This is a genomic window from Brevibacillus brevis (assembly GCF_031583145.1).
Taxonomy (GTDB): domain Bacteria; phylum Bacillota; class Bacilli; order Brevibacillales; family Brevibacillaceae; genus Brevibacillus; species Brevibacillus brevis_E.
The window spans coordinates 4,709,136-4,731,138 of the sequence record NZ_CP134050.1; the positions used below are offsets into that span (position 1 = coordinate 4,709,136).

Annotated in this window: 27 protein-coding genes and 1 riboswitch; of the genes, 12 read left to right on the plus strand and 15 right to left on the minus strand. The window is 54.6% G+C overall.

The genetic code is table 11. From position 1 onward, the window contains the following. Window positions 1-138: 138 nt before the first annotated feature. Window positions 139-1,008: a YitT family protein gene (locus tag RGB73_RS23450; RefSeq protein ID WP_310765166.1), complete on the minus strand. Its 870-nt coding sequence runs from the start codon at window positions 1,006-1,008 to the stop codon at window positions 139-141. A gap of 440 nt (window positions 1,009-1,448) precedes the next feature. Here RGB73_RS23450 and RGB73_RS23455 point away from each other — a divergent pair, with 440 nt between their 5' ends. After that, window positions 1,449-1,703 carry a transcriptional repressor gene (locus RGB73_RS23455; RefSeq protein ID WP_310765167.1) on the plus strand — a complete coding sequence of 85 codons (255 nt, stop codon included), beginning with the start codon at window positions 1,449-1,451 and terminating at the stop codon, window positions 1,701-1,703. Window positions 1,704-1,720: 17 nt separating this feature from the next. Here RGB73_RS23455 and RGB73_RS23460 read toward each other — a convergent pair whose 3' ends face one another. After that, the gene (locus RGB73_RS23460) at window positions 1,721-2,539 is read right to left on the minus strand and encodes a serine hydrolase (RefSeq protein WP_310765168.1); all 819 of its coding nucleotides are present in this window, start codon (window positions 2,537-2,539) and stop codon (window positions 1,721-1,723) included. Between the two features lie 21 nt (window positions 2,540-2,560). Beyond that, the gene (locus tag RGB73_RS23465) at window positions 2,561-2,920 is read right to left on the minus strand and encodes a cupin domain-containing protein (RefSeq protein WP_310765169.1); all 360 of its coding nucleotides are present in this window, start codon (window positions 2,918-2,920) and stop codon (window positions 2,561-2,563) included. A 354-nt stretch (window positions 2,921-3,274) separates the two neighbouring features. On the opposite strand from RGB73_RS23465, the gene RGB73_RS23470 reads away from it, so the two are divergent. Both RGB73_RS23470 and ant(6) read left to right on the plus strand, forming a co-directional pair. Further along, entirely contained in the window at window positions 3,275-4,087 is an 813-nt protein-coding gene (locus tag RGB73_RS23470) for an MOSC domain-containing protein (RefSeq protein ID WP_310765170.1), read from the plus strand. A 209-nt stretch (window positions 4,088-4,296) separates the two neighbouring features. Continuing rightward, on the plus strand, window positions 4,297-5,154 hold the full coding sequence (ant(6), locus tag RGB73_RS23475) for an aminoglycoside 6-adenylyltransferase (RefSeq protein WP_310765171.1): 858 nt from the start codon (window positions 4,297-4,299) through the stop codon (window positions 5,152-5,154). An 89-nt stretch (window positions 5,155-5,243) separates the two neighbouring features. Here the strand turns inward: ant(6) and RGB73_RS23480 are convergent, their stop codons facing one another. The 6 genes from RGB73_RS23480 to RGB73_RS23505 all read right to left on the minus strand — a co-directional run bounded on the left by RGB73_RS23480 (window position 5,244) and on the right by RGB73_RS23505 (window position 10,610). Beyond that, a complete protein-coding gene (locus RGB73_RS23480; RefSeq protein WP_310765172.1) occupies window positions 5,244-6,266 on the minus strand; it encodes an ROK family protein in 1,023 nt (340 codons plus the stop codon). Window positions 6,267-6,333: 67 nt separating this feature from the next. Beyond that, window positions 6,334-7,254, minus strand: a complete 921-nt coding sequence (locus RGB73_RS23485) for a 1-phosphofructokinase family hexose kinase (protein ID WP_310765173.1) — start codon at window positions 7,252-7,254, stop codon at window positions 6,334-6,336. Between the two features lies 1 nt (window position 7,255). Continuing rightward, window positions 7,256-8,404, minus strand: a complete 1,149-nt coding sequence (locus RGB73_RS23490) for a bifunctional phosphoglucose/phosphomannose isomerase (protein ID WP_310765174.1) — start codon at window positions 8,402-8,404, stop codon at window positions 7,256-7,258. Continuing rightward, window positions 8,401-9,264, minus strand: a complete 864-nt coding sequence (gene fba, locus RGB73_RS23495; RefSeq protein WP_310765175.1) for a class II fructose-1,6-bisphosphate aldolase — start codon at window positions 9,262-9,264, stop codon at window positions 8,401-8,403. The genes RGB73_RS23490 and fba overlap by 4 nt, the downstream gene beginning before the upstream one ends. Before the next feature lie 7 nt (window positions 9,265-9,271). Further along, on the minus strand, window positions 9,272-10,051 hold the full coding sequence (locus tag RGB73_RS23500; RefSeq protein WP_310765176.1) for a DeoR/GlpR family DNA-binding transcription regulator: 780 nt from the start codon (window positions 10,049-10,051) through the stop codon (window positions 9,272-9,274). A gap of 289 nt (window positions 10,052-10,340) precedes the next feature. Next, window positions 10,341-10,610, minus strand: a complete 270-nt coding sequence (locus tag RGB73_RS23505; RefSeq protein WP_310765177.1) for a winged helix-turn-helix transcriptional regulator — start codon at window positions 10,608-10,610, stop codon at window positions 10,341-10,343. A 199-nt stretch (window positions 10,611-10,809) separates the two neighbouring features. Between RGB73_RS23505 and RGB73_RS23510 the strand changes: the two genes are divergently transcribed. Next, window positions 10,810-11,205, plus strand: coding sequence for a YybH family protein (locus tag RGB73_RS23510; RefSeq protein ID WP_310765178.1), 396 nt, complete (start codon window positions 10,810-10,812; stop codon window positions 11,203-11,205). A 97-nt stretch (window positions 11,206-11,302) separates the two neighbouring features. Then, window positions 11,303-11,854, plus strand: a complete 552-nt coding sequence (locus tag RGB73_RS23515; RefSeq protein WP_310765179.1) for a sugar O-acetyltransferase — start codon at window positions 11,303-11,305, stop codon at window positions 11,852-11,854. Between the two features lie 105 nt (window positions 11,855-11,959). On the opposite strand, the gene RGB73_RS23520 is transcribed toward RGB73_RS23515, so the two are convergent. Genes RGB73_RS23520 through RGB73_RS30750 form a run of 3 tightly spaced genes read right to left on the minus strand, consistent with a single transcriptional unit; the run spans window position 11,960 to window position 13,448 of the window. Next, window positions 11,960-12,646 carry a copper homeostasis protein CutC gene (locus RGB73_RS23520; protein WP_310765180.1) on the minus strand — a complete coding sequence of 229 codons (687 nt, stop codon included), beginning with the start codon at window positions 12,644-12,646 and terminating at the stop codon, window positions 11,960-11,962. A 41-nt stretch (window positions 12,647-12,687) separates the two neighbouring features. Next, window positions 12,688-13,380 (minus strand): asparaginase, encoded by a 693-nt coding sequence (locus tag RGB73_RS23525; protein WP_463675645.1) that lies wholly within the window; start codon window positions 13,378-13,380, stop codon window positions 12,688-12,690. After that, window positions 13,320-13,448, minus strand: a complete 129-nt coding sequence (locus tag RGB73_RS30750) for a hypothetical protein (RefSeq protein ID WP_463675646.1) — start codon at window positions 13,446-13,448, stop codon at window positions 13,320-13,322. Before RGB73_RS30750 ends, RGB73_RS23525 begins: the two co-directional genes overlap by 61 nt. Before the next feature lie 206 nt (window positions 13,449-13,654). Further along, window positions 13,655-13,698, plus strand: a riboswitch (PreQ1 riboswitch). 96 nt (window positions 13,699-13,794) lie between these two features. Here RGB73_RS30750 and queC point away from each other — a divergent pair. From queC to queF, 4 genes are all read left to right on the plus strand, one after another. After that, window positions 13,795-14,466, plus strand: a complete 672-nt coding sequence (gene queC, locus RGB73_RS23530) for a 7-cyano-7-deazaguanine synthase QueC (RefSeq protein WP_310765181.1) — start codon at window positions 13,795-13,797, stop codon at window positions 14,464-14,466. Next, window positions 14,463-14,951 carry a 6-carboxytetrahydropterin synthase QueD gene (queD, locus tag RGB73_RS23535; RefSeq protein ID WP_310765182.1) on the plus strand — a complete coding sequence of 163 codons (489 nt, stop codon included), beginning with the start codon at window positions 14,463-14,465 and terminating at the stop codon, window positions 14,949-14,951. Before queC ends, queD begins: the two co-directional genes overlap by 4 nt. Then, window positions 14,948-15,673, plus strand: coding sequence for a 7-carboxy-7-deazaguanine synthase QueE (queE, locus tag RGB73_RS23540; RefSeq protein ID WP_310765183.1), 726 nt, complete (start codon window positions 14,948-14,950; stop codon window positions 15,671-15,673). The genes queD and queE overlap by 4 nt, the downstream gene beginning before the upstream one ends. A gap of 84 nt (window positions 15,674-15,757) precedes the next feature. Further along, entirely contained in the window at window positions 15,758-16,255 is a 498-nt protein-coding gene (gene queF, locus RGB73_RS23545; protein ID WP_310765184.1) for a preQ(1) synthase, read from the plus strand. 146 nt (window positions 16,256-16,401) lie between these two features. Here queF and RGB73_RS23550 read toward each other — a convergent pair whose 3' ends face one another. Next, entirely contained in the window at window positions 16,402-16,761 is a 360-nt protein-coding gene (locus RGB73_RS23550) for a winged helix-turn-helix transcriptional regulator (RefSeq protein WP_310765185.1), read from the minus strand. A 133-nt stretch (window positions 16,762-16,894) separates the two neighbouring features. On the opposite strand from RGB73_RS23550, the gene RGB73_RS23555 reads away from it, so the two are divergent. Further along, the gene (locus RGB73_RS23555; RefSeq protein ID WP_310765186.1) at window positions 16,895-17,527 is read left to right on the plus strand and encodes an NAD(P)H-dependent oxidoreductase; all 633 of its coding nucleotides are present in this window, start codon (window positions 16,895-16,897) and stop codon (window positions 17,525-17,527) included. Window positions 17,528-17,661: 134 nt separating this feature from the next. Beyond that, the gene (locus RGB73_RS23560; RefSeq protein ID WP_310765187.1) at window positions 17,662-17,877 is read left to right on the plus strand and encodes a hypothetical protein; all 216 of its coding nucleotides are present in this window, start codon (window positions 17,662-17,664) and stop codon (window positions 17,875-17,877) included. Between the two features lie 83 nt (window positions 17,878-17,960). Here the strand turns inward: RGB73_RS23560 and RGB73_RS23565 are convergent, their stop codons facing one another. Continuing rightward, a complete protein-coding gene (locus tag RGB73_RS23565) occupies window positions 17,961-19,214 on the minus strand; it encodes an MFS transporter (RefSeq protein WP_310774497.1) in 1,254 nt (417 codons plus the stop codon). Between the two features lie 312 nt (window positions 19,215-19,526). Continuing rightward, complete coding sequence (locus RGB73_RS23570) at window positions 19,527-20,195, minus strand: GntR family transcriptional regulator (RefSeq protein ID WP_310765188.1); 669 nt, start codon at window positions 20,193-20,195, stop codon at window positions 19,527-19,529. A gap of 206 nt (window positions 20,196-20,401) precedes the next feature. On the opposite strand from RGB73_RS23570, the gene RGB73_RS23575 reads away from it, so the two are divergent. Beyond that, on the plus strand, window positions 20,402-21,862 hold the full coding sequence (locus tag RGB73_RS23575; RefSeq protein WP_310765189.1) for a flavin monoamine oxidase family protein: 1,461 nt from the start codon (window positions 20,402-20,404) through the stop codon (window positions 21,860-21,862). The last annotated feature ends 141 nt before the right edge of the window (window positions 21,863-22,003 follow it).

Consider the following 22,003-nt stretch of genomic DNA (forward strand, 5'->3'; position numbering starts at 1 on the left):
CCCTGTGATTCGCGGCCGCTTTTCGACGGCGCCCCTCACGAATTTCAATATAACATGAAATTTTTTCTTCTTCAATAGAAAAGTTCATTTTTAATTAAAAAAGGGAAGTGCAGCTTTCCTTCCACTTCCCCCTTTGGGTTATCCAGCTCGGAAGCCTTCTCCCAGTACTTCCTGCGCCGGACAAAGAATAATGAACGCGTCCGGGTCGATCGAGCGTACCAGGATTTTCAGTTTGCTCACTTCGCTCTGGCTGACGACCGCCATCAGCACCTTGCGCTCGTCACCCGTGTATCCTCCTGCGGCGTCGAGCAGCGTTAGCCCCCGGTCCAAATCGTACAGGATCGCTTCCCGCAGCGTCTCGATTTCATTGGAGATGATATACGCCACCTTGGACGTATTGACCCCCATCTGGACGATGTCGATGGTCTTGCTGGTGACGAACAGGGCGATCAGAGCGTAGAGCGCCTTTTCCGGGTCGAAGACGATCCCCGCCAGCAGGATCACCAGTCCGTCGAAGACCGCTACGCACAGTCCCAGGCTGAGCCCCGTGTACTTGTGCAAAATTTGCGAGGCGATCGAAAACCCGCCGGTAGAGCCTCTCCCGCGAAACACGATGCCGATCCCAAGCCCAACCCCGATGCCTCCGTAGATACTGGCCAAAAGCGGGTTGGTCGTAAGCGGCTGCAAGTGACTCGTCAGCATGACGCAAAGAGGAAGGACGATGGAGCCCAACGCCGCTTTCACGCTGTAATGCCGCTCCATTATTTTAAACCCGAGCAAAAACAGGGGAATGTTGCACGCCCATTGGACTATGGCAGGCGAAACCCCGAACAGATTGTGCAAGATGGTCGACAGGCCGGAGACCCCTCCGGAGGCGATCTGGTTCGGGTTGAGAAAGAGATTGAAGCTGGTAGCCAGCACGAGCGATCCGATCAAAAGCATGGCGTACTCCAGCGCCTTGCGCTGCGGGCTGTTCAACTGGATGGCTGCACGTCTTTTTCGCGCCACAGTATTCCACTCCTGACTATTTCACTTTAACTAAAATCGCACATACACTACCATGTTTTGGGCAAAAAAGAAACCCTTTTTTTCCAAAGGTCCCCTTCCCTTCCTAACCTGTCCTGCCGCCGGTAGATGCCGTCCCTTTCTTGGTTTTCCCAAAGCGGACCGCCTCGAATCCGGACTGTTTGCGGAGCACCCGGGGAAAGTCCGGTAATGAAGCTGCAGACCAGTCAGCCGGTCCGGCAAGTACGGGACAGAAAGCCGAAAGAAAAGATTGACGGCAGGATGGCAAGAAGCGATAATAATAATTACATAAGAATAATTTTAATAAATAGATTGAGCTTGTACGATTCTCAAACGGCCGCCACTGCGCGGACAGTTCTCGTAAAAGAAGGTGACCTGTGTTGGAACGCCATCATTCAAGTTTCACTCAGCAGGTAAAGCATTTGGGCAAGCGTTTGACCATTCAACGAAGAGCAGTCCTGCTCTACATGCTGCATTCATTTACCGCCACCACTGCCAAAGACGTCTATCACGCCCTCAAGACAGACATGCCGAATATCACCTTGTCTACGGTATACACCTCCTTGCGATTTCTGGTGAAAATGGGCGTTCTCGAGGAACATGTCCACCATGATGCTCCCAACCAGTTTGTGTGCGTCGTCCCGGCCAGCTCTCTGGATTTGCAGGAAGTGATGTAAATAAGGTAGCCCTGATGTCAAGGGCTACCTTTTTGTGTGGCGTACTCGTATACTTCTTTCCCCAATCGGCCGAGGACATGCAGCGCGGCCTCCGCCTTGACGTTCCTGGACAGGGCGACGATGGAAAAGCGCCGTCCTTTGGCGTACAGGACCCCGACATCGTGCTGCCGCCCCGTGTCCCAGCCTGACTTGCAGGCGATCTCCCAGTCTGTCTCCCCTGGCGTGCTGCCGTCGACTGGCCCCCCAGGCAGCATGGACGGCAGACCGTTTCGCCACTGCTGTTTTTTCATGATCGCGATCATTTCCTCGCAGGCCTGATGCGACAAAACCCTTCCTGTCGCAATGGCCCCAAGCATCCGTGACACATCTTTGGGCGTGATCGTGTTGTTTTCCGCGACGTCTGCCGGGTAGATCATCAGCTTGCGGGAGTATTTGCTGCTTTTCATTCCCAGCTCGCGCATGGTTGCGTCGATCTGCTCTTTTCCGATCAGATCGATGAGGACGTTCGTAGCCGTATTGTCGCTCTGGATGATCATCAGCGTCACCCATTCCCGGATCGTCAGCCTGAGCCCCGGCGACAGCGCGAACACCATTCCCGAACCGCCGACGCGGTCTTCCCTTCGCAAAGCGATCCGGTCGTCCATGGAGAAGCGCCCTTGCTGTGCGGCAGCGTACACTGCCGCCATGATCGGCACCTTGATGACGCTCTCGGCGATAAAGACTTCTTCCTCCCCATGTTCAAAGCGGACGCCGCGATCCAGGTCCTCCACCACGACTCCCCACGTTCCTTCGGCTTTTCCGAGGATGTCGCTCAGCCTTTGTCGCAAACGCTCCATCACCTCGTCCTCCTCGCCCGGTCAGATGCGTTCGAGGTCTGTGACCGTCCGTTCATTGGTCACATTTCCCGTATTCAAGGTACTCTTGGGTTCGATCAGCATGACCTGGCACAACTCCGGCGCTACGGGACGATGCTCGACACCTTTGGGAACGACGATGAACTCGCCTTCCTCCACCCATACCTCCCGATCGCGGAACTGCATCAGCAGTCTGCCTTTGACGACCAGAAACAGCTCGTCCTCTTCGTCGTGGTGATGCCAGACGAATTCTCCGTGCAGCTTTGCCAGCTTGATGTACGAATCGTTGAGCTCACCTGCGATTTTCGGGCTCCAGCATTCCTCGAACTGCGAAAACTTCTCTGCGAGATTGACTGTTTCCATCCGTTCCCCCACCCTTCTTTATTTCGTACCGCATCGTTTTATCATACAATTTCGAAAACGATATGGACAGACTCATTTTGCCTGGAGGTGTGCCTGGACGGGTATGCTGCATAAATCGTTTTGCTCCGAGGGAAATGATGGCGAGTCCACTGCACAAGGAGGGAATGCTATGGCTCTGGTTCCTTGCGAGCCATTACGCTTGCTGGAAAACACGCGAAAAGATTTGGATCATTTTTCTACATTCATCCATTGTCATCATAAAAACCATGACAGTGATCTATGATGTAGACAGCAATAGATTGTGGATGAGACTCTGCATTTCTTGTACGTTTGTGCATCCATTCATAAAAAGGAGTGAGGAGATTGCTGCCAAAACTTGTTTCAACGTGGAGATACCCAGTGAAGTCTATGATGGGAGAAGAGATGAATGCAGCAACCATTACAGAAAAAGGCGTTCTCGGTGACCGCGCATACGCACTCATGGATACTTCGACGGGAAAGCTGGCTAACGCAAAGCATCCGCAAAAATGGCCAACCATCTACGAATATCGCGCTTCATTTACGGAACCTCCCGCTCTCGGTCATCCGACCCCGCCCGTTCGATTTACTTTTCCTGACGGCTCTACACGGATCAGTACGGACTCTGATGTAAATGACAGGCTCTCCGCGAGCTTAAAGCGCACTGTTAGGCTGATGACTCCTTCCAAACAAGCGGTACAATTTGAAGGCTACATCCCTGACATGGAGGAGCTCGCCAACAAAAACTCCGTCTTCACCGGAACATCTCCGGAAGGAACATTTTTTGATATATCCATGCTCCATATCCTTACTACTTCCACCATCAATCATTTGCGATCCATCATTCCCGGGAGTCGAGTCGAGGTCCGTCGTTTTCGGCCAAACATCGTGATTGATGCTCACGATGAAGAGGGTTTTGTTGAAAACAAGTGGGTGGGGAGAACTCTGCGCATCGGAAATCAGGTCCGCCTGCAAATTGTTCAGCCTACCCTCCGCTGCGTCATGACTACCCTGCCTCAAGGAGACTTACCCAGGGATCCCGATATCCTGCGCTCTGCAGTTACGTACAACAATGGGGGAATAGGCGTTTATGCTAGGGTACTTGAAGGAGGGCATATCCAACGGGGAGATACGGTAGAGCTTGAATAGAGAATAGGGAGACCAGCCATTCGAGTTGACTCTCTCCTCCCGGGGTAACATTGATCATTTTCGTGAAAGCTGGATCCCGTCCTTTTTTTGCTGACGGATGAGGCAGGAATCCTGCTCCTTCCGTCGTAAACGTAGAGTCGATCTGTTTTTGGAGCCGCTGTCTGGGTAGCTCTACTTTGATGAAGCAGAAAACGGGGGGGGATCCCGCATTGCGAAGTGAACGAGAAATGATGCAGCTGTTTATGGATTTTGCCAGCAATGACGAGCGAATCCGCTTGGTGACGCTCGAAGGGTCTCGCACCAACAAGAACATTCCCCGCGATGCGTACCAGGATTATGACATCTCCTACTTTGTCACGGAGATGGATCGTTTCAAGCAAGACGATCGCTGGCTGGATGTTTTCGGCAAGCGCCTCATGATGCAAAAACCCGAGGACATGGAGCTTCTTCCACCCGAGCTGGGCAACTGGTTCTCCTATCTCCTGCTGTTTGAGGACGGCAACAAGCTGGATCTGACATTGATTCCAGTCGAAGAGGTACAGGACTATTTCGCCAATAGTGACGGGTTGGTCCAGGTCTTGCTCGACAAGGATGCCCGCGTCCCGCAAGAGGTGATTGCAAATGACAGCCGCTACTGGGTGAAAAAGCCGACTGCCCGGGAATTCGACGATTGCTGCAACGAATTTTGGATGGTTTCCACGTACGTCGTAAAAGGGCTGGCGAGAAAGGAAATCCTTTTTGCGATCGACCACTTGCATGAAGTCGCACGGCCGAACCTGCTGCGCATGATGGCGTGGCAAATCGGGGCCGAGCAAGGATACACCTTCAGTGTGGGGAAAAACTACAAGTTCATCGACCGCTACCTGCCAACGGAAGATTGGGAGGCACTGCTTTCCACGTATGCACAAAATGGGTACGGGGAAATGTGGCAGTCTTTGTTTGCTTGTCAGGAGTTGTTTCGAACGTATTCGAAAGCGGTGGCAGACAGTCTCGGATACGCGTATCCCGATTACGACGAGGCCATCACCAAGTATACGTCGACGATTTACCAATCGCTGACCGAGTGAAAGCGGGGGCAGGAGAGCGGCCCAATGCGAACGAGGCGCTTGCCGGGCAGGACAAGCGCCGTACTTCTTTTCTCTCTTTTTTAGCGGCCTCATCTCCCGCGATCCCATTCGGCCATAGAAGCCGCACCGCTTCCTTTCCAGATGTCTGCGCCCAGGGCGAGTGCCCCTGCGCCGAGCATGCCCGCATCTGGGCCCAGAGAAGCCCGAACAATTCTCGTCTTCTCGTGGCCCGCTTTCATGACATGCTGCCAGGCGCTTTTCCTCACAGGATCCAACAGCAGCTCTCCCGCCTCGGATACGCCACCGCCAATCACGACGAGCTCGGGGTTGAAGAGATTGATGACCAGCGAGATCGCCCAACCGGTGACTTCGCACACTTCTCTCCATGCCTCGGCTGCCACCGGGTCGCCTTTGAGGACGGCCGCAGCTACGTCGTAGGCCGTCAGCTTCTCCAGCTCGCCGCCCGTCATCTGCACAAGAGGCAGCATTTGAGCTTCTTCGGGAATCTCTGCAAATGCCCTCTGCAAACGCACCTTCGCCAAGCGAACGATCCCCTCAGCGGACGCCACCGTCTCCACGCAGCCGACTTTTCCGCAATTGCAAACGGCTTCATTTCCCGGTACGGATATGTGTCCCAGCTCTCCCGAAATCCCGAACGCTCCGCGCATGAGCTGACCGTCGATCACATTGCCGAGTCCGATCCCCGTCCCGATGGGAACAAACGCCATATGGCGGACGCCTTTTCCGGCGCCAAACACGGCTTCCCCGAGCGTCGCCGTCCGCAGGTCATTCTCGAAGGCAAGGGGCAGCCCCACCGCCCTTTCCAGCGGAGAGCGCACATCTACCCCGTGCAGGCTCAAATTGGGCGAGTGGATGGAGTAACCTCTCGGACCATCGAACGGTCCGGGAAATCCGACGCCAACAGCCTCCACCGGGACAGCCGCACGCTGCTGCAGCTCCTCGATCAGCGCGGCCATCCTCTCGATCAACAGCGGCAGATTGTTTTGCAGCCGGGTCTCCCTGCTGCCCCGAGCGAGAATGCGCCCCGTCTCGTCCAGCACCGCTCCTTTCATCGTCGTCCCGCCTACATCCAGGCCGATTACATGCCGCATGCTCCAGCCTCCTCTTGTTCCAGCTTCATCCACAGCTATCTATCCATGGGTGCGAGAAAGCCGCTCTTCACCTCTCCTGGTGCAGAAGCCGCTCCACGACAACCGGGTCGATCATTCCCGCCCCTATCGAGAGGGCGTTTGCTCCGGCGCTCGCCATCCCGAGCCGGACGGCAGCCTTCCAATCCAGACCTTTGAGCCTGCCGGCAAGCACCCCCGCCAGGAGCGCATCGCCGCACCCGACCGGGTTGGCCACTTCCTCCAGCACAAAGGCCGGAACACGCCATCGCTCCGCTCCCGTAGAGAACCACGCGCCCTCTTCGCCGAGCGACAGCAAGACATGCCCTGCTCCTAACCCGTGAATCTCCCGCAGCGCCTGGTCCACGGCAGCTTCGCTCTCCAGCGGATAGCCGAGCAGCGCTTCCGCCTCATCGCGATTGGGCTTTACGAGATAGGGGCGGCCGCTTAGGCCACAGGCAAGCGCCTTTCCGCTCGCATCCAGGACAGGTAGGGCCCCCGCCTTTCGGACCTGATCGATCAAGGTCGCATACGCATCGTCCGGGACTCCGGCAGGCAAGCTGCCGGAAAAGGCGACAAAAGCAGCTTGGCTGGCGAGCAGCCGCACTTTGTCAAACAATTGCTCGAAGGCTGCTGCAGAGACAGTAGGGCCCTGCTCCAGCACCTCCGTCACCGCTTTCGTCTCGTCATCCAGCAGGGTGAGGCAGCAGCGCGATTCCCCTTCGGCTTCCACGAAGGCCGGGGCGATTCCGGCCTGCGCGCACCCTTCTGCGATGAACCGCCCATTGTGCCCCGCCACAATCCCGGTCGCAATCACGTCGGCCCCCAGCGACTTGGCTACCCGCGCCACGTTGATTCCCTTTCCCCCCGGCAGGCTGAGCTGCTCCTTCGTGCGATGCAGCTGGCCAGGGAGAAAGCGCGACAGCCGGTACGTCTTGTCGATCGCCGCATTCAAGGTCACTGTCACCAGCATCCTAGCGCACCTGCACCTGGACAAGCGGCTGTCCCAGCTTGCTCTTGAACAGATTGATGACCTCTACAGGCGTGGGATCGACTCCCCGGATCAATGCCGTATACAAAGAAACGTAGTCGGCGAGGTAGACGATGGAAAAGAGCCGGGCCAACCGGGACGTTCCCTGGGAGTGGACGATCCGCACGGCGCCGGCCCGCTCGCGCAGGATGTCCGCGCTGATCTCCACCCGCTTGCACATCTTATCGCTGTCCTCTGCGTCGCGAATGAGCGTGAAATGGTAGCCTCTGAGCATGGCGCTCGGTGCGTCCCAGCCCACTGCCTCATCGTGGTGCAGACTGGGAATGGCGTTCCAGAACGCCATCACCTTGCCGTTTTCCCCCAACTGGTTTTTCCACCGCCATGCGGGTGCATCGAAAAAGGGCAAGGTGCCGTAGATGACCGGTGTCAGTCCGTCCATTTCCCGTGCGATTTGCTTGGCGGGATTGGCCGCAAGCGGTGTCTGCAATCCGTACTGCTGGTGAAGGGCCGCAAACAACGCGATCGTCTCCGCGACCTCCTCCGCTTTGTCTCCCGCCAAGCCCAGCTTGCCGAGAAGAGCGAGCATCGGCAGGAAAATATATCCTAGCGCAATGCGCGGCATCATCCCGCCTGGAACGAGCAGATGGGGGTGGCCGTTTTGCCTGGCCATCTCCAGGACTTTTCCCCCCGCTGTGATGACGGCGATCTTGGCCCGTGCTGCGATCGCCTGCTCGTAGCTGCTGACCACCTCTTCCGTATTGCCCGAATGGCTGACCACGATGACGAGTGTCCGGTCCCCGACAAAGGCAGGGATCGAGTAGCCTTGGTTGAGCACGAGAGGTACCTTGAGCTCATCAAACAAGTACGATTTGAGCAGGTTGACGCTCGCGGCCGAACCGCCACCGGTCCCGAGCACCACGATGCCCTCGATGGGAGCCTCGATGGAGGAGACATCAAAAGTGGCGGACAATTCCCATCCTTCTGAAAACTGTTTGCCGTATTCGTCCGTATCGCGCAGCGCCTTGATCGTATCCAATTCTTCCATTGCCGACACATCATCCAGATTGACTCGCATGTCCCAACGTCCTTTCATTGCCTGCACCTTGTCAGGCAGGCACCATGTGGTTGTCAAAGGCCAGCCGCCTTGCCTGCGCAGCCGCACATCGCCATTTTCGCATGGGCAATTGCCTTTACGGCTTGCTTGGCCCGTTTCATGTACGTCCGCGGATCGTTTTCATCCGGGTTTTCCCCGAACACCTGCCTGATCGCGCCGGAAAAGGCGATGCGCAGCTCGGTCGCAACATTCATTTTTGCCATGCCGAGCGAAACGGCTCGCTTTACCTGCTCTTCCGGTATGCCGGAGCCGCCGTGCAGCACGAGCGGAACCCCGACCCTCGACGCGATCTCCTCCAGCCGGGAGAAGGCGATTTTCGGTTTGCCCTTGTACATGCCGTGCGCCGTCCCGATGGCGGGGGCCAGCGTATCCACTCCCGTCAACGCGGCAAACCGTTCGCACTCCGCCGGATCGGCCAGCACGGCGTCCGCTTCGTCTACCGCCAGCTCCTCCTCGACACCCCCTACCTTCCCCAGCTCGGCCTCCACATTGACACCTGCACGGTGGGCGAGCTCGACAACCCGCTTGGTCTGCTCCACGTTTTCCTCGAAAGGGCGCATGGAAGCGTCGATCATGACCGACGTGTAGCCTGCCGCTATGCATCGCTCGATCAGCGCGTAGTCGTGGCAGTGATCCAGATGCAGGGCGATGGGGACACGAACCGATCCGGCCGCGACCCGCGCGATTGCTGCGATGTATTCCGGCCCGAGGTGTCCTACCGTGCCGACTGTTGTCTGGAGGATGAGGGGAGCCTGCGCTTCCTCCGCCGCTTCCACCACCGCCTGCAGCATTTCCAGCGTATGCACGTTGAACGCGCCTACGCAGTACCCTTCCTTTCGCGCCTTTCTCAGCATTTCCGTCGATGATACCAATGACATGTCCGGATCACTCCTTGTCCTCCTGGCCCTCCGCCAGTTCGATCTTCACGCCCAGCTCGCGAAACGTGGCAAGCGTCTGCTCATCCAGCCGGTCCGTAACGATCCGGTCCACATCCGACAAATCGGCGAAGCTGCTGAAATGCGTCTCGCCAAATTTGGTATGATCGGCGAGCACGTACACCTTGCGCGAGCGTTCCATCATGATGCGGTTTGCTTTGCCCTCGGCCAGGGAAAGCGTGGATAAGCCGTCATGCTCATGTATCCCGTCCGCGCCAATGAAGCACTTGGACACGGACAGCTTTTTCAGATTGTCCTCCGCTACCGGACCTACGAGCGCGAAAGACTTTGCCCGCATCTCCCCTCCGATCAGAATGACGTGGTGCGCTCCGTGGCTGTTCAGCTCCATCGCGATATTGACCGCATTGGTCACGATGGTGAGGTCGGGGATCTGGCCGAGCAGCTTGGCGAGCTCCATCGTCGTCGTCCCTGCCCCGAGGATCAGAGTATCGCCCGGCTGGATATGGGCGAGAGCCTGTCTCGCGATGCGCGCTTTCTCTTCTACGCGCTCCCCCTGCTTTTCTGTGAAGCTGCGCTCCAACGGCAGGAAGTGGGCAACCGACGCTCCTCCGTGCACGCGTGACAACAGCCCTTCCTGCTCCAGCTTGATCAAGTCCTTGCGAACCGTCACCTCGGATACGTCAAGCAGCCTGCTCAGCTCGGCGACTGTTACGGTTTTTTTCTTCTGCACATGCTCCAGGATCCTGCCGTGTCTCTCTGTGGCCAACATGAATGAAATCCTCCCTGGGATGAGTGTCTGTCGGTCTGCTGTAGTTACTTTCACGTTTCGATTACATTCGATTTCTTTCGTTTTCTTTCAGTTTCATCCTACCATTTGAAATGAACATCCGTCAAACAAAATCAAATTTTCCAAAAACAACAGATTGTCGGAATCTCCGGAAGCCAGGGAACACCTAGGCCGCTGTCCATATCCTGACCGCAGCGTATCGGTGTACCCGTCAAAAAAACAACGAGTGTATCTGCTCGTTGTTTTTTCTGGATCGTCGATGTCGATGTAATCAATCGCCGTCATTTTCTTCCGCTATTTTTCTCGACTGAATATACTGATCCCCAATCGCGGCAAACGGCTCCAGCAAAGCTCCCAGGCTGCGCCCCAAATCCGTCAGGGAATATTCCACCTTCGGGGGCACCGATGGGTGGGCAATCCTTCGAACGATCCCATCCCCCTCCAGCTCGCGAAGCTGCATCGTCAGCACGTGTCTGGATACTTCGGGAATGCTGCGTTGGAGCTCCCCGAACCGCTTCGTTCCTCCGTGCAATACGTACATGATTCTTGGCTTCCATTTCCCACTTACCATATGCAATCCTACTTCTACTGGACAACCGTATGTTTGATCCTGGTAAGGCATTGCCATTCCCTCCATGGTCAGCTTTTCCTGACATAGTCAGCTAATTGTGCGTACTTCCCTTGGTTCAAATCGACCGCTACGATAAGAATATCCTTATCATACAAAGGGAGGAGATACCATGAGTCAACTGAAAAGTCCCGTGATGCACCCCCAGGACATGAATGCCGCATTCGCGGATGCTTACAATTCTAGAGACTTGAAACGAGTGTTGGCATTATACGAACCCGAAAGCATCCTCGTCAACCCGCGTGGAGACTTTGAACAAGGTACAACTGCCTTCCGAGCCACGCTGCATGATTTTTTAAAACAAGAGGGAACCTTGGTCTCGAAAAATATGTATTGCATCCCATTCGAAGATCTCGCTCTCCTGCGGGCCCACTATATTTTGGAGACAGTGGATGCGAACGGAAACCCCGCAACAGTGGAAGGACATACCTCGGAGGTGGTTCGAAGGCAGGCGGATGGCAGTTGGAAATATATCATCGATCATCCGTTTGGCGCCGATCCGGTATAACCACGGACTCCCCAGCCATACAGTCCTTACCGCAGCCATGTATCATCGTATAAGATAAAACTGCGAAAGGTAAATCTATGGCTGAGGAGGGATACCTATGAGCGAAAAAAAGAAAGAAAAGATCTTCTACGAACGAGGGACGGATGAACTTCGGGAGAAAAGCCTGCGTGCTCAAAAGCTGGTGATGGACTTCAATCTGTCGGATCCCGCGGATACAGAAAAGAAAGACCGATTGGTGAAAGAGCTGTTTGGCAGCGTCGGTGAAGGGGTGTGCATCGAGCACAATTTCCATTGCGATTTGGGCTACAACATTCATGTTGGCCGCAACTTCTATGCTGGCTATAACTGCACCATATTGGATATGGCAGAAGTACGCATCGGCGACGACTGCATGATCGCACCGAATGTAGGGATCTACACGGCCGGTCATTCGATTGAGCCTATGAACCGAAACAAAACGGGCTACGCCATACCCGTTACGATCGGAAAGAATGTGTGGATTGGAGGCCATTCCGTCATTTTGCCGGGCGTTTCGATCGGGGACAATTCGATTGTAGCTGCCGGTTCGGTAGTGACGAAAGATGTGCCAGCCCATACGATTGTCGCGGGCAATCCGGCTAAGGTGGTAAAGTACATCACTGAGCAATAAAATGGATGCTCGGAAGCATGGATGGAACTAACGGGAATCGCTCACTCCATACACCAAGCCGGTCTACTTTTCTGACCGGCCCGTTTGGATGACACCCCGCAAGATCTACAGTTGGAACCTTTGTTTCAACTCCCGTACTTTTTCCACATCTACGTACTGAAGGGCTTGTCCCCCTGTGCGGACTCCCGTGCCGACATGCACTTCTTTCACGCCTGTCTTTGCGATCAGCCCGCCGACGTTGTCCAGCGTAAGGCCGCTGCCTGCCAGAATGGACAGCTGCGTGTGCTTCGTCCGCTCTACCAGGCTGGCGATGCGCTCGGCCCCGTCGAGCGCGTTTTTTTGTCCCCCCGAGGTCAGCAGGTGGCGCACCTGCGGGTAGCCCAGAAGAACTTGAAGCGCTGCGAAATGATCGGCAGCTTCGTCGAATGCCCGATGGAAGGTGACATCCAGCCCGTCCGCTTCGGATAGCAGCATTTCCAGTCCCCTCTGGTCGATCGTCCCCTCTTCCGTGAGCATGCCGATGACGATCCCGGCAGCCCCGATCTCGCGAATCACCCGCACATCCTCTCGCATTACGCGCAAGTCGTCCTGATTGTAGCAAAACGATTGGCTATGCGGGCGAATCATGACATTGACGGGAATCGAAACGGCTTTGACGACCGCTTCCGCCAAGCCCCAGCTCGGAGTCAGTCCCCCTTCCAAGATCCCGGTGATCAGCTCCAGCCGATCGGCTCCCCCTTGCTCTGCCCGTTTGGCATCTTCTACCGAGGTCGCGATTACCTCTACGATCATGACTATTCCTCCGTTCTATTCCATGATGAGACGGTTTGCGCCTATCTTCTTTCCAGGGCGAACACTGCTCTTCTCTCGCCCACGACCCGCTGGTTGTCGTTTTTGATTTCTGTCGGCACCAGTGCTTGCAGCCGCTGGATGGTCTCCTCATGATCGTAACCGATCTGCTGCAGAATGGATGCGATGACGAGAGGCCACACCTGCTCGGAGCCGTCGATCACCTTGAGCGAGAAGCCGAGTCTTTCCTTTTTGAGAGCGAAGCCGTACACCCCCATCGCTCCCCCTTTGGCGATGATGTTCGGGTCTTCCAGCAAAGCGGTACAGGTGAAGTGGCGGCTGGCCACGATGTCTGGGTTTTCGCTCATCCAGCCCGTCAGTTTGACGACGGCCTCCCGCGTCTCGAGATCCGCGATCAAATCCGGGCACGCCAGCTTCAGGTACGCGATGGCCAAATGTCTGAGCGGCAGCGCGAAGACGGGAAAGCCGCAGCCGTCTGTCCCGAGCCGAATATGCTCCTCGGGGTAGTCGGCCAGATCGGCGAATGCCGCCAGCGCCTCTTGCTGCAAAGGATGCTCCGGCTCGAAGTAATCGATGGTAGAGAGGCCACGCACCTTGGACAAGGTGAGATAGCCGAGATGCTTGCCCGCGCAGTTGTGAAAGAGCCGCCGCTTCGCTATCCCGCTCGCCAGGCAGGCGACGAATAGATGACCTCGCCCCTCTCGTTTACCCCGCACACGATGCCCATATGGACATTTTCCAGCACACCGCCGCGATACTCTTCCACCAATGTCTTGCAGTTCATTCTCATCATCTCCGCCGCATGATCGGTACCTCTACGCAACGCCATACTAGCAGGGAGCCCGGCGTCCGTCAATCGGCCGTGAGTCGGCGAGGGACCTTTTCGTACGGGAACCAGATACCGACAGCCCACGCCAAGCCGATTTGTTGTATAATGTCTGAGGGCGCAAGCAGCATGTGCCCAACCGAATACGAAATCCATGCAGCCGCATGGGAGAGGTTCGCGAACTCCCTCTATAAAAAACTAAGGTGACAGGCAGTACCTTTCCTTCGGTATTGTTTTGTTTTTTTCAGAGCAAAGTTCAAGAACTCTCTTTCTTCCCCTACAATTTCAAAGGAGATGGAGAGCGATGAAAAAGGAAAAAGCCGTCGTTGTTTTCAGCGGTGGACAGGACAGCACCACCTGCCTGTTCTGGGCGAAACAGCAATTCGGCGAAGTGGAAACAATCACGTTTGACTACGGGCAACGGCACAAGCTGGAGATCGAATGTGCACAGGAAATCGCCCGGGAGCTCGGCGTGGCAAACACGGTATTGGACATGAGCCTCTTGAATCAACTGGCGCCCAATGCCCTCACCCGCACAGACATTGACATCACCCATGAGGAAGGCCAGCTTCCTTCCACGTTTGTCGACGGACGCAACCTGCTGTTCCTGTCGTTTGCCGGCATATTCGCCAAACGGCGCGGGGCGCGCCATCTGGTCACAGGCGTGTGCGAAACGGACTTTAGCGGCTATCCCGACTGCCGCGATTCGTTCATCAAATCGCTGAACGTGACGCTGAATCTGGCGATGGACTATCCGTTTGTGATTCACACCCCGCTCATGTGGCTTAACAAGGCGGAAACGTGGAAGCTGGCGGACGAGCTGGGTGCCTTCGCTTATATCCGCGAGAAGACCCTCACCTGCTACAACGGCATCAAAGGGGACGGCTGCGGCGAATGCCCGGCCTGCCTGCTGCGAAAAGCCGGACTTACCGCCTACCTTTCCGAGAAAGACATGCAAGGAGAGCATGCCCGATGAGCGCTAACTTCGACTTCCGCATCGTCGACCGCATGCAGCAGCTCGGGACTCACATCCAAAAATCCGAGCTTCGCTATCACAACAAGCGCGTGCTCGTCAGCAAGGAATTCACGTTTGACGCCGCCCACCATTTGCACGCCTACGAGGGCAAATGCAAAAACCTACACGGCCATACGTACAAGGTCGTGTTCGGGATCAGCGGCCACCCCGACGAGATCGGCCTGGTCATCGACTTTGGCGACATCAAGCAGATCTGGAAAGAGCACATCGAAATCTATCTGGATCACCGCTATCTGAACGAAATGCTCCCTCCGATGAACACCACGGCCGAAAACATGGTCGTCTGGGTGTTTGAGCAGATGGAAAAGCAGCTGCAGTCGGAGGCGTACCGCAACCGATACAACGGCGCGCGCGTGGAGTTCGTCCGGCTGTTCGAGACGCCGACCAGCTACGCCGAAGCGAGACGGGAGTGGATGTACGAATGAGCCGAATCCCCGTATTGGAAATCTTCGGACCGACAATCCAGGGCGAGGGCATGGTCATCGGACAAAAGACGATGTTCGTGCGTACCGCCGGCTGCGACTACCGCTGCAGCTGGTGCGACTCCGCCTTTACCTGGGACGGCTCCGCCAAGGATGAAATCAGGCAAATGACCGCGGAGGAAATCTGGGAAGAGCTGAGCCTTCTTGGGAAAGACCGCTTCTCGCACGTGACGATCTCGGGAGGCAATCCCGCTCTGCTGGAGAGCATCGGGGAGCTCGTACAGCTGCTGAAAGAGCGTGGCATCCGCTCCGCCGTAGAGACGCAGGGCAGCAAATGGCAGGACTGGCTGGCCGGCATCGACGACATCACGCTTTCTCCCAAGCCGCCCAGCTCCGGCATGCAGACCGACTACGCAGCGCTGGACCGGATCGTCGGGAATCTGCTTGAGTCCGGACACTCCGGCGTCAGCCTGAAGGTCGTCGTCTTCGACCAGACCGATTTCGAATATGCTCGCGGCATACATCGCCGCTATCCGGGCATCCCTTTTTACCTCCAGCCGGGCAATGCCGACATCGCAGAGGCTGATACGCAGGAGCTGCGGGAAAAACTGCTGGAGACGTTCGAATGGCTGATCGATCAGGCAATGGCCGCTTCGGACATGAATGACGTGAAAGTCCTGCCGCAGCTGCACGCCCTCGTCTGGGGGAACAAGCGCGGCGTGTGAGAGAGCAGCGACAAGACGTGCCACCACGCACCTCTGACAAACTGGCAAACTTGCAAACGAAAACAGAAACGAGGAGTTTTTTCTATGGCAAACCACCACGAACGCGATCTTTCTTCCCTGACGCTCCTGGGCAACCAGGGCACGACCTACCCGGCCACATACGATCCCGGCGTGCTGGAGTCCTTTGACAACAAGCATCCGTACCGCGATTACTTCGTCAAGTTCAACTGCCCGGAATTCACCAGCCTGTGCCCGATCACGGGACAGCCGGACTTCGCGACGATCTACATCAGCTACATTCCCGACATCAAGATGGTCGAGAGCAAATCGCTCAAGCTGTACCTGTTCTCCTTCCGCAATCACGGCGACTTCCACGAAGACTGCGTGAACGTGATCATGAACGACCTGATCAAGCTGATGGACCCGAAATACATCGAGGTGTGGGGCAAATTCACCCCCCGCGGCGGCATTTCGATCGATCCGTACTGCAACTACGGCAAGCCGGGAACAAAGTACGAGCAGATGGCGGAGTACCGTCTGATGAATCACGACATGTATCCGGAGAAAGTGGATAATCGGTAGAAATTGATGCAAAGAAGGAAGGAAAAACCCTTGTTTTACAAGGGGCGGATTGTCGAGGTTTTCTGGAAAGGTCTCGTTGCCAGACATGCCTCGTAATCTTTTGTGACTCGGTGCAGAATGAAACGGACTAGCGTAAATGTCGAACGCTAGTCCGTTTCTTTTTGTTCATTTTTCGCCTTTTTGAGCTGCTTTCGCTCGATATGGGCCACTCCCCATTGATGTAAGGTTTCCAAAACCGGAGACAGGCTCTTGCCGTATTCCGTGATGGAGTATTCCACTTTCGGCGGGATTTGCGGATAAATGACTCGTTGGACGATCTCTTCCTCCTCCAATTCGCGCAGATGGAGCGTAAGCATCCTTTGCGTGATATCGGGCAGCAATCTTCTTAGCTCATTGAACCGCAAAGGTTTGCCTTGAAGCAAGTGATACAGGATAATCGGCTTCCATTTGCCGACGATCGAATCCAGCGCCACAACAAACTGACATTGGGCAGGGTTCTTTTGCATGCGTTGGCCTCCGTTACGGTACCTTTTTTAATACTATACCACATTTTTGTGCGTACTTCGCAAATAAAATATATACGATATGATCATCCTAGAAAGTTTATTTCGAATTATTGCAGAAGGGAAGTTTTGATCCATGGCAACCGTATTGTACATCACCGCACATCCCCTTGATCCTCGGGAATCTTTTAGCCTCACGGTAGGCAAAGAATTTATGGAAGCGTACCGTGAGGCAAATCCAACAGATGAAGTTGTTCATTTGGATATGTACAAGGAAGATATTCCGCCATTTGATGCTGATGTTTTACGTGGTTGGGGAAAGCTTCGGTCGGGGGCATCTTTCGATCAACTGACAGATGCTGAGAAATCAAAAGTAGCACGTCTGGAGGCGATTGTTGATCAATACGTGGAGGCTGACAAGTACGTGTATGTTTCTCCCATGTGGAATTTCTCGATCCCACCGGTTTTGAAAGCATACACGGATGCGACTTCAGTTCCGGGTAAGACTTTCAAATATACGAAAAATGGCCCTGTCGGTCTGTTGTCCGGCAAGAAAGCCTTGCACATTCAAGCTAGCGGCTCCGTCTATTCGGAGGGTCCTCTCGCTCCAGTAGAGATGGGATACAGCTATCTGAATAAGGTTTTACAGTTCTATGGGATTCAATCTATTGAGGCAATTTTTGTTGAAGGAACAGCATCAGCCAAGCAAGCTCCAGCTATTAAAGCACAAGCAATTGCACATGCTAAGGAAGTCGCCAAACGTTTTTAATAGGGGGTGGCATCGTTCCCGAACCGGAATCCACCTGAACAAATCCCCCTATCGTGTGAAGGAATGCTTCCGCGACAAAACAATTGGAACTCTTCTTTGCTTCCTCCGTATAACGGATCAGGAGGTGTTGTTTGATGAATGAAGAACAAAGAGCCGCGATGAAAAATTTATTCAAAGGCTTCACCCAAACCTCTATTTTTGACTCCGACTTAGCCTCCGAAAAGGACAAAGAGGAGATCAAAAACTTCTCGATGAAACAGCTCTTCGATCACGCAATCGGGAAGAAGCCACTATCTCAGCAAGACCTGGATCAATTAAAAAAACAGGCGAAATACAGCCGGTTTCTTTGACAGCGAAGCCAGTCTGCGATTGCGGAAAACCAGCAAAAGCCCTCTCGCGCATTCCGACGAGAGGGCTTCGTTCTTTCTTTTGCTTACGTCAACGATCGATCCGGGCGAACTCCAAACCACAATGCAATCGCGAAAAGAATGGGGACGATGCTGATTGCCAGCGCCCCTTCCCAGCCGATCGTTTCCGCGAGCCAGCCGCAGAGGAGCGGTGACAAGAATGCGCCGATATTTCCCCAAAGATTCATCCAGCCGGATACGGAGCCGGCATATTCATTCCCTAGATCAACGGCAACAGCCCAGGAGGTGACCACAGGGAAGCCAAGAGAGCCCAGAGCAAATGTCAGCCAGAGCACATTTAGCCAAGGAGTGCTCGTGTACGCGGCTAAATACATCGTAACCGCGAAGACCGCAAGTCCCCCGATCGCCAAGAATCCCCGTGCGACCATCTTGGATCTCCCCTTTTTCACGAGCCAGTCCGAAAGTGTGCCGCCCGTCATAACCGTGATAAAGATGGCCAGCCATGGCAAACTCGCGGCAAATCCCATCTTTTCAAGCGAGAATTGTCTCGCCTCCATCAAATAGGTAGGCAGCCAGACAAGGAAGAACGTAACGATATAAAGGACGACGAAGTATTGTAAGCCAAGTGCCCAAAAGCGCCCATTTTTCAAGAACTTCCCCCACGGGGCAATCTGTTTTTTCTTTTCGGTAACCGTTCTGTTCCTGACAATCAACTCCAGCTCTTCTTTGTTGACGAGCGGATGATCTTCCGGTTTGTCTCGCCCCAGCCAATACCAGACGAAGGCCACGACAACCCCGATCGCTCCAAAAATGTAAAAGACCGATTGCCATCCCCACGCTTGAAAAATGGCGACAGTAAGGACAGGAGCAATGACGGGACCAAAATAGGAGCCAGCCAGCAAGGCACTCGCCGCGCGTCCTTTTTCAGACTTTTGAAACCAGTACGTATTGAAGACGGCGTTTCCCGGATACATGGGGCCCTCTCCGACACCGAAGAGAAAGCGTACCGCAGCGAGCAGGCCGTGGGATTTTACCATGGCGGTCAAGCCCGTAAACACAGACCACCAGATCAGGGAAAGAAATACGGTGCGGCGTGCTCCGATACGTTCGGCGAGGATCCCCGCCGGAATCTGGGTTACCGCATAGCCGAGAGAAAAGAGGGAAGCCAATAGTCCAAACTGAATCTTGTCCATCGACAAGTCTTCCATCATCGGCTTGGCAATGATGGAGATATTGGAACGGTCCATATAGGCAATCAGGCCGATCAAGAAAAATAGAAACGCGAGCCACCAACGTACACGGGAAGCTGGTTTCGCCACGCTCCCTTGCTTCTCTCCATTTGTTTCTGGCATGACCTTACTCATTAAATTTTTCCCCCTTCATCTCCTTGCTAGATCTGTCCGATTTTGCGCCAAATCGCTTTCCGCTTTGTCAACCCGATTCGTAAGCGTTTGCACAACATTGAAAAAAAGCAAGCTTTGGAAGCCGATTTGCTCTTGAGCCTGTTCACCTCCTCCAGTTGTCATGAATCGACTGCCGACGAATGGTGTATTATGTGTTATGTATACATAAATACTTCAAAAAAAAGAAAAGGTGTGTCGCTGCAAGACAGCTGAAGGACCCGTCCCGCTTTACGCATCCTCCAGGCCGCGAAGAGAATCTCTCGTGTTTGCCAGATGCCCGATAATCGCCTCCGCTGCTACGGTTGGCTCCTGTGACCGCAAGGCACCGATAATTTGGCGGTGCTCAGCCAGCACTTCGACCATCCGATTTTTCCTTTTCACCGCTTGCAAGCCAATCAGTGTGCAAAGATTGTGCAAATTGAGCAGGATTTGCTCAATCAGCTCGTAATGGGCAAAACGGGTGATCGTCAGGTGGAATTCCTGATCGAGTGTAATAAAGGCGACCTCATCGCGGTTGTTCATCGCTTCTTCCTGTCCAAGGCAAATCTGTTCCAGCACCTGCAGCTCTTCGTCCGTGATGCGGTTGATCAGCTTTTGGATCACTTCACTCTCAATCGACTTGCGCAGCAAAAAAACCTGTTCCACTTCGATCGAGGTGACTTTGCGGACAGCAAGCCCCTTGCGTGGAATGGCGACGATCAGCCCTTCTTTCAAAAGATCCTGAAGCGATTCCCGCACAGGCGTACGCGATGTGTTGAGCGTGTTCGCCAATTTCACCTCTGTGAAAATCTCCTCAGGAGAAATGCGACCGCTCAAAATGGCCCCTTTGATCTCTTTGTATACGCGTTCTTTTGTGGTTTCTTCTTTGACAATGGGGCTGAGATTTAAATCATTCATATGCTTCACCCTACCACCATAAAGGTTTTTCAATTAGATTTTATTTGTGTATACATAATACAGTATTCAACACTCCGGAGTCAATGCATCTTTATACCTGCGAAAAGGCATGCCGGCTGATTGCACTCTCCTTTCCCCATTGACTATCACACCTGGGCACTTTTCCGAATAAGATGGGTTCAAAAACCACCAAGGGGATTACAGCAATGGAAAATCCTTCAACACTCTCTCCAGACTCGATGCTTTCTATCATCCGAAACGGGCTGCCCAAAACGTCCTCTCCCAAACGAATCGTCATCGTCGGAGCGGGTATGGCCGGCCTGGTTTCCGCTTCTCTGCTAAAGGACGCAGGGCATCACGTGACGATACTCGAAGCCTCCGACCGGGTTGGCGGCCGGGTCTTCACCCTTCGTTCCCCTTTTTATGACGGGCAGTACATCGAAGCAGGGGCGATGCGGATTCCCAGTACCCACCGATTGACATTGGAGTACATTTCGAAATTTCGCCTGCCTCTGAATGAGTTCAAAAACCTCACCCCAAACGACCTGCTGTATATAAACGGAGTGAAAACGCGCCGCTGGATCTACGAACGGGATCCCGACATACTCCGCTTCCCTTTGGCTCCCCATGAAAGAGGCAAGACGGCCGACCAATTGGCCTTGCTTGCGGTCAAGCCGGTACTGGATTTCGTCAAACAAAACCCCGATAAGCATTGGCCCACGGTCGTCAAACATTTTGACAAGTACTCCATGGAGCTCTTTATGCGCGAAAATCCGGCAGGCCCGTCCTTGTCCGCTACAGCGGTGGAAATGATCAATGTAATGTCGGGCTTTGAAGGATTCCCCGAGCTCTCCTTTCTGGAGATTTTGCGCGACTTCAACCTCTTCACGCCCTCTACCCGATTCTTCGAAATCTCAGGGGGCTTCGACCAGCTGCCTCGCGCGTTCCTCCCACAGCTGCAAGAGGATCTTTCCTTCCACTGCAGGATGACTAAAATCACGCAGCACGGAAAAGAGGTCACGATCTTTGGGGAACAGACTCTCACCTCGGAGCCTTTTTTGTTAACGGCAGACCTCGCGATCATTACCGTTCCGTTTACAGTACTGCAGTTCGTCCAGGTAGAACCTTTCGACCTGTTCTCTTACCAGAAGCGAAATGCGATCCGCCAGCTCCACTATGTTTCCTCCACCAAAATCGCCATCCAGTTTTCGCGCAGGTTTTGGGAGGAAGACGGGTTGTACGGAGGCCAGACCGTCACCGACCTGCCCAACCGCCTTTCGTACTACCCCAGTCATGGGTACGGAGAACAAGGAGGAGTCGTATTGGCGAGCTACGTGTGGGAGGATGACGCGCTGCCCTGGGTCAGCATGTCGAAGGAAGAGCAAGTCAGGATGGCGCTTCGGAACATGGCTGACATCCACGGCGACGTCGTATACGAGACTTTTGTCACGGGAGCCGTGAAAAACTGGGTGCTGGACCCCTTTGCGGCCGGGGCCTTTACGTTGTTTAAGCCCTTTCAGGAAACGGAAATCGGCCCGTTCATTGGTAGCCCGGAAGGCAGGGTCCATTTTGCCGGGGAACACGCATCGGATTATCACGGGTGGATTCAGGGAGCGATCCAATCGGCCATACGGGTAGCTCATGAGATCAATGCTGTCCCGCTATAGCCGCTCCTTTTCTGAAGGTGCTGCTTCCCACTTTGGCGCGGCGTACTCTTCGGGTGGGAGGAAAATAATAGAAATGTACAGAATCTATTTACCAGATTCACTCACGCTATCCCCTCATTGCTTTTCTCACCGGGATCGAAA

What these genes read in the sequence shown, in the direction of transcription:
- RGB73_RS23460 (WP_310765168.1), bottom strand. Translation starts at nt 2,539, where the DNA reads ATGGAGCGTTTGCGACAAAGGCTGAGCGACATCCTCGGAAAAGCCGAA.
- RGB73_RS23465 (WP_310765169.1), bottom strand. Translation starts at nt 2,920, where the DNA reads ATGGAAACAGTCAATCTCGCAGAGAAGTTTTCGCAGTTCGAGGAATGC.
- RGB73_RS23480 (WP_310765172.1), bottom strand. Translation starts at nt 6,266, where the DNA reads ATGCGGCATGTAATCGGCCTGGATGTAGGCGGGACGACGATGAAAGGA.
- RGB73_RS23485 (WP_310765173.1), bottom strand. Translation starts at nt 7,254, where the DNA reads ATGCTGGTGACAGTGACCTTGAATGCGGCGATCGACAAGACGTACCGG.
- fba (WP_310765175.1), bottom strand. Translation starts at nt 9,264, where the DNA reads ATGTCATTGGTATCATCGACGGAAATGCTGAGAAAGGCGCGAAAGGAA.
- RGB73_RS23500 (WP_310765176.1), bottom strand. Translation starts at nt 10,051, where the DNA reads ATGTTGGCCACAGAGAGACACGGCAGGATCCTGGAGCATGTGCAGAAG.
- RGB73_RS23505 (WP_310765177.1), bottom strand. Translation starts at nt 10,610, where the DNA reads ATGTACGTATTGCACGGAGGAACGAAGCGGTTCGGGGAGCTCCAACGC.
- RGB73_RS23510 (WP_310765178.1), top strand. Translation starts at nt 10,810, where the DNA reads ATGAGTCAACTGAAAAGTCCCGTGATGCACCCCCAGGACATGAATGCC.
- RGB73_RS23515 (WP_310765179.1), top strand. Translation starts at nt 11,303, where the DNA reads ATGAGCGAAAAAAAGAAAGAAAAGATCTTCTACGAACGAGGGACGGAT.
- RGB73_RS23520 (WP_310765180.1), bottom strand. Translation starts at nt 12,646, where the DNA reads ATGATCGTAGAGGTAATCGCGACCTCGGTAGAAGATGCCAAACGGGCA.
- RGB73_RS30750 (WP_463675646.1), bottom strand. Translation starts at nt 13,448, where the DNA reads ATGAACTGCAAGACATTGGTGGAAGAGTATCGCGGCGGTGTGCTGGAA.
- queC (WP_310765181.1), top strand. Translation starts at nt 13,795, where the DNA reads ATGAAAAAGGAAAAAGCCGTCGTTGTTTTCAGCGGTGGACAGGACAGC.
- queD (WP_310765182.1), top strand. Translation starts at nt 14,463, where the DNA reads ATGAGCGCTAACTTCGACTTCCGCATCGTCGACCGCATGCAGCAGCTC.
- queE (WP_310765183.1), top strand. Translation starts at nt 14,948, where the DNA reads ATGAGCCGAATCCCCGTATTGGAAATCTTCGGACCGACAATCCAGGGC.
- queF (WP_310765184.1), top strand. Translation starts at nt 15,758, where the DNA reads ATGGCAAACCACCACGAACGCGATCTTTCTTCCCTGACGCTCCTGGGC.
- RGB73_RS23550 (WP_310765185.1), bottom strand. Translation starts at nt 16,761, where the DNA reads ATGCAAAAGAACCCTGCCCAATGTCAGTTTGTTGTGGCGCTGGATTCG.
- RGB73_RS23555 (WP_310765186.1), top strand. Translation starts at nt 16,895, where the DNA reads ATGGCAACCGTATTGTACATCACCGCACATCCCCTTGATCCTCGGGAA.
- RGB73_RS23560 (WP_310765187.1), top strand. Translation starts at nt 17,662, where the DNA reads ATGAATGAAGAACAAAGAGCCGCGATGAAAAATTTATTCAAAGGCTTC.
- RGB73_RS23570 (WP_310765188.1), bottom strand. Translation starts at nt 20,195, where the DNA reads ATGAATGATTTAAATCTCAGCCCCATTGTCAAAGAAGAAACCACAAAA.
- RGB73_RS23575 (WP_310765189.1), top strand. Translation starts at nt 20,402, where the DNA reads ATGGAAAATCCTTCAACACTCTCTCCAGACTCGATGCTTTCTATCATC.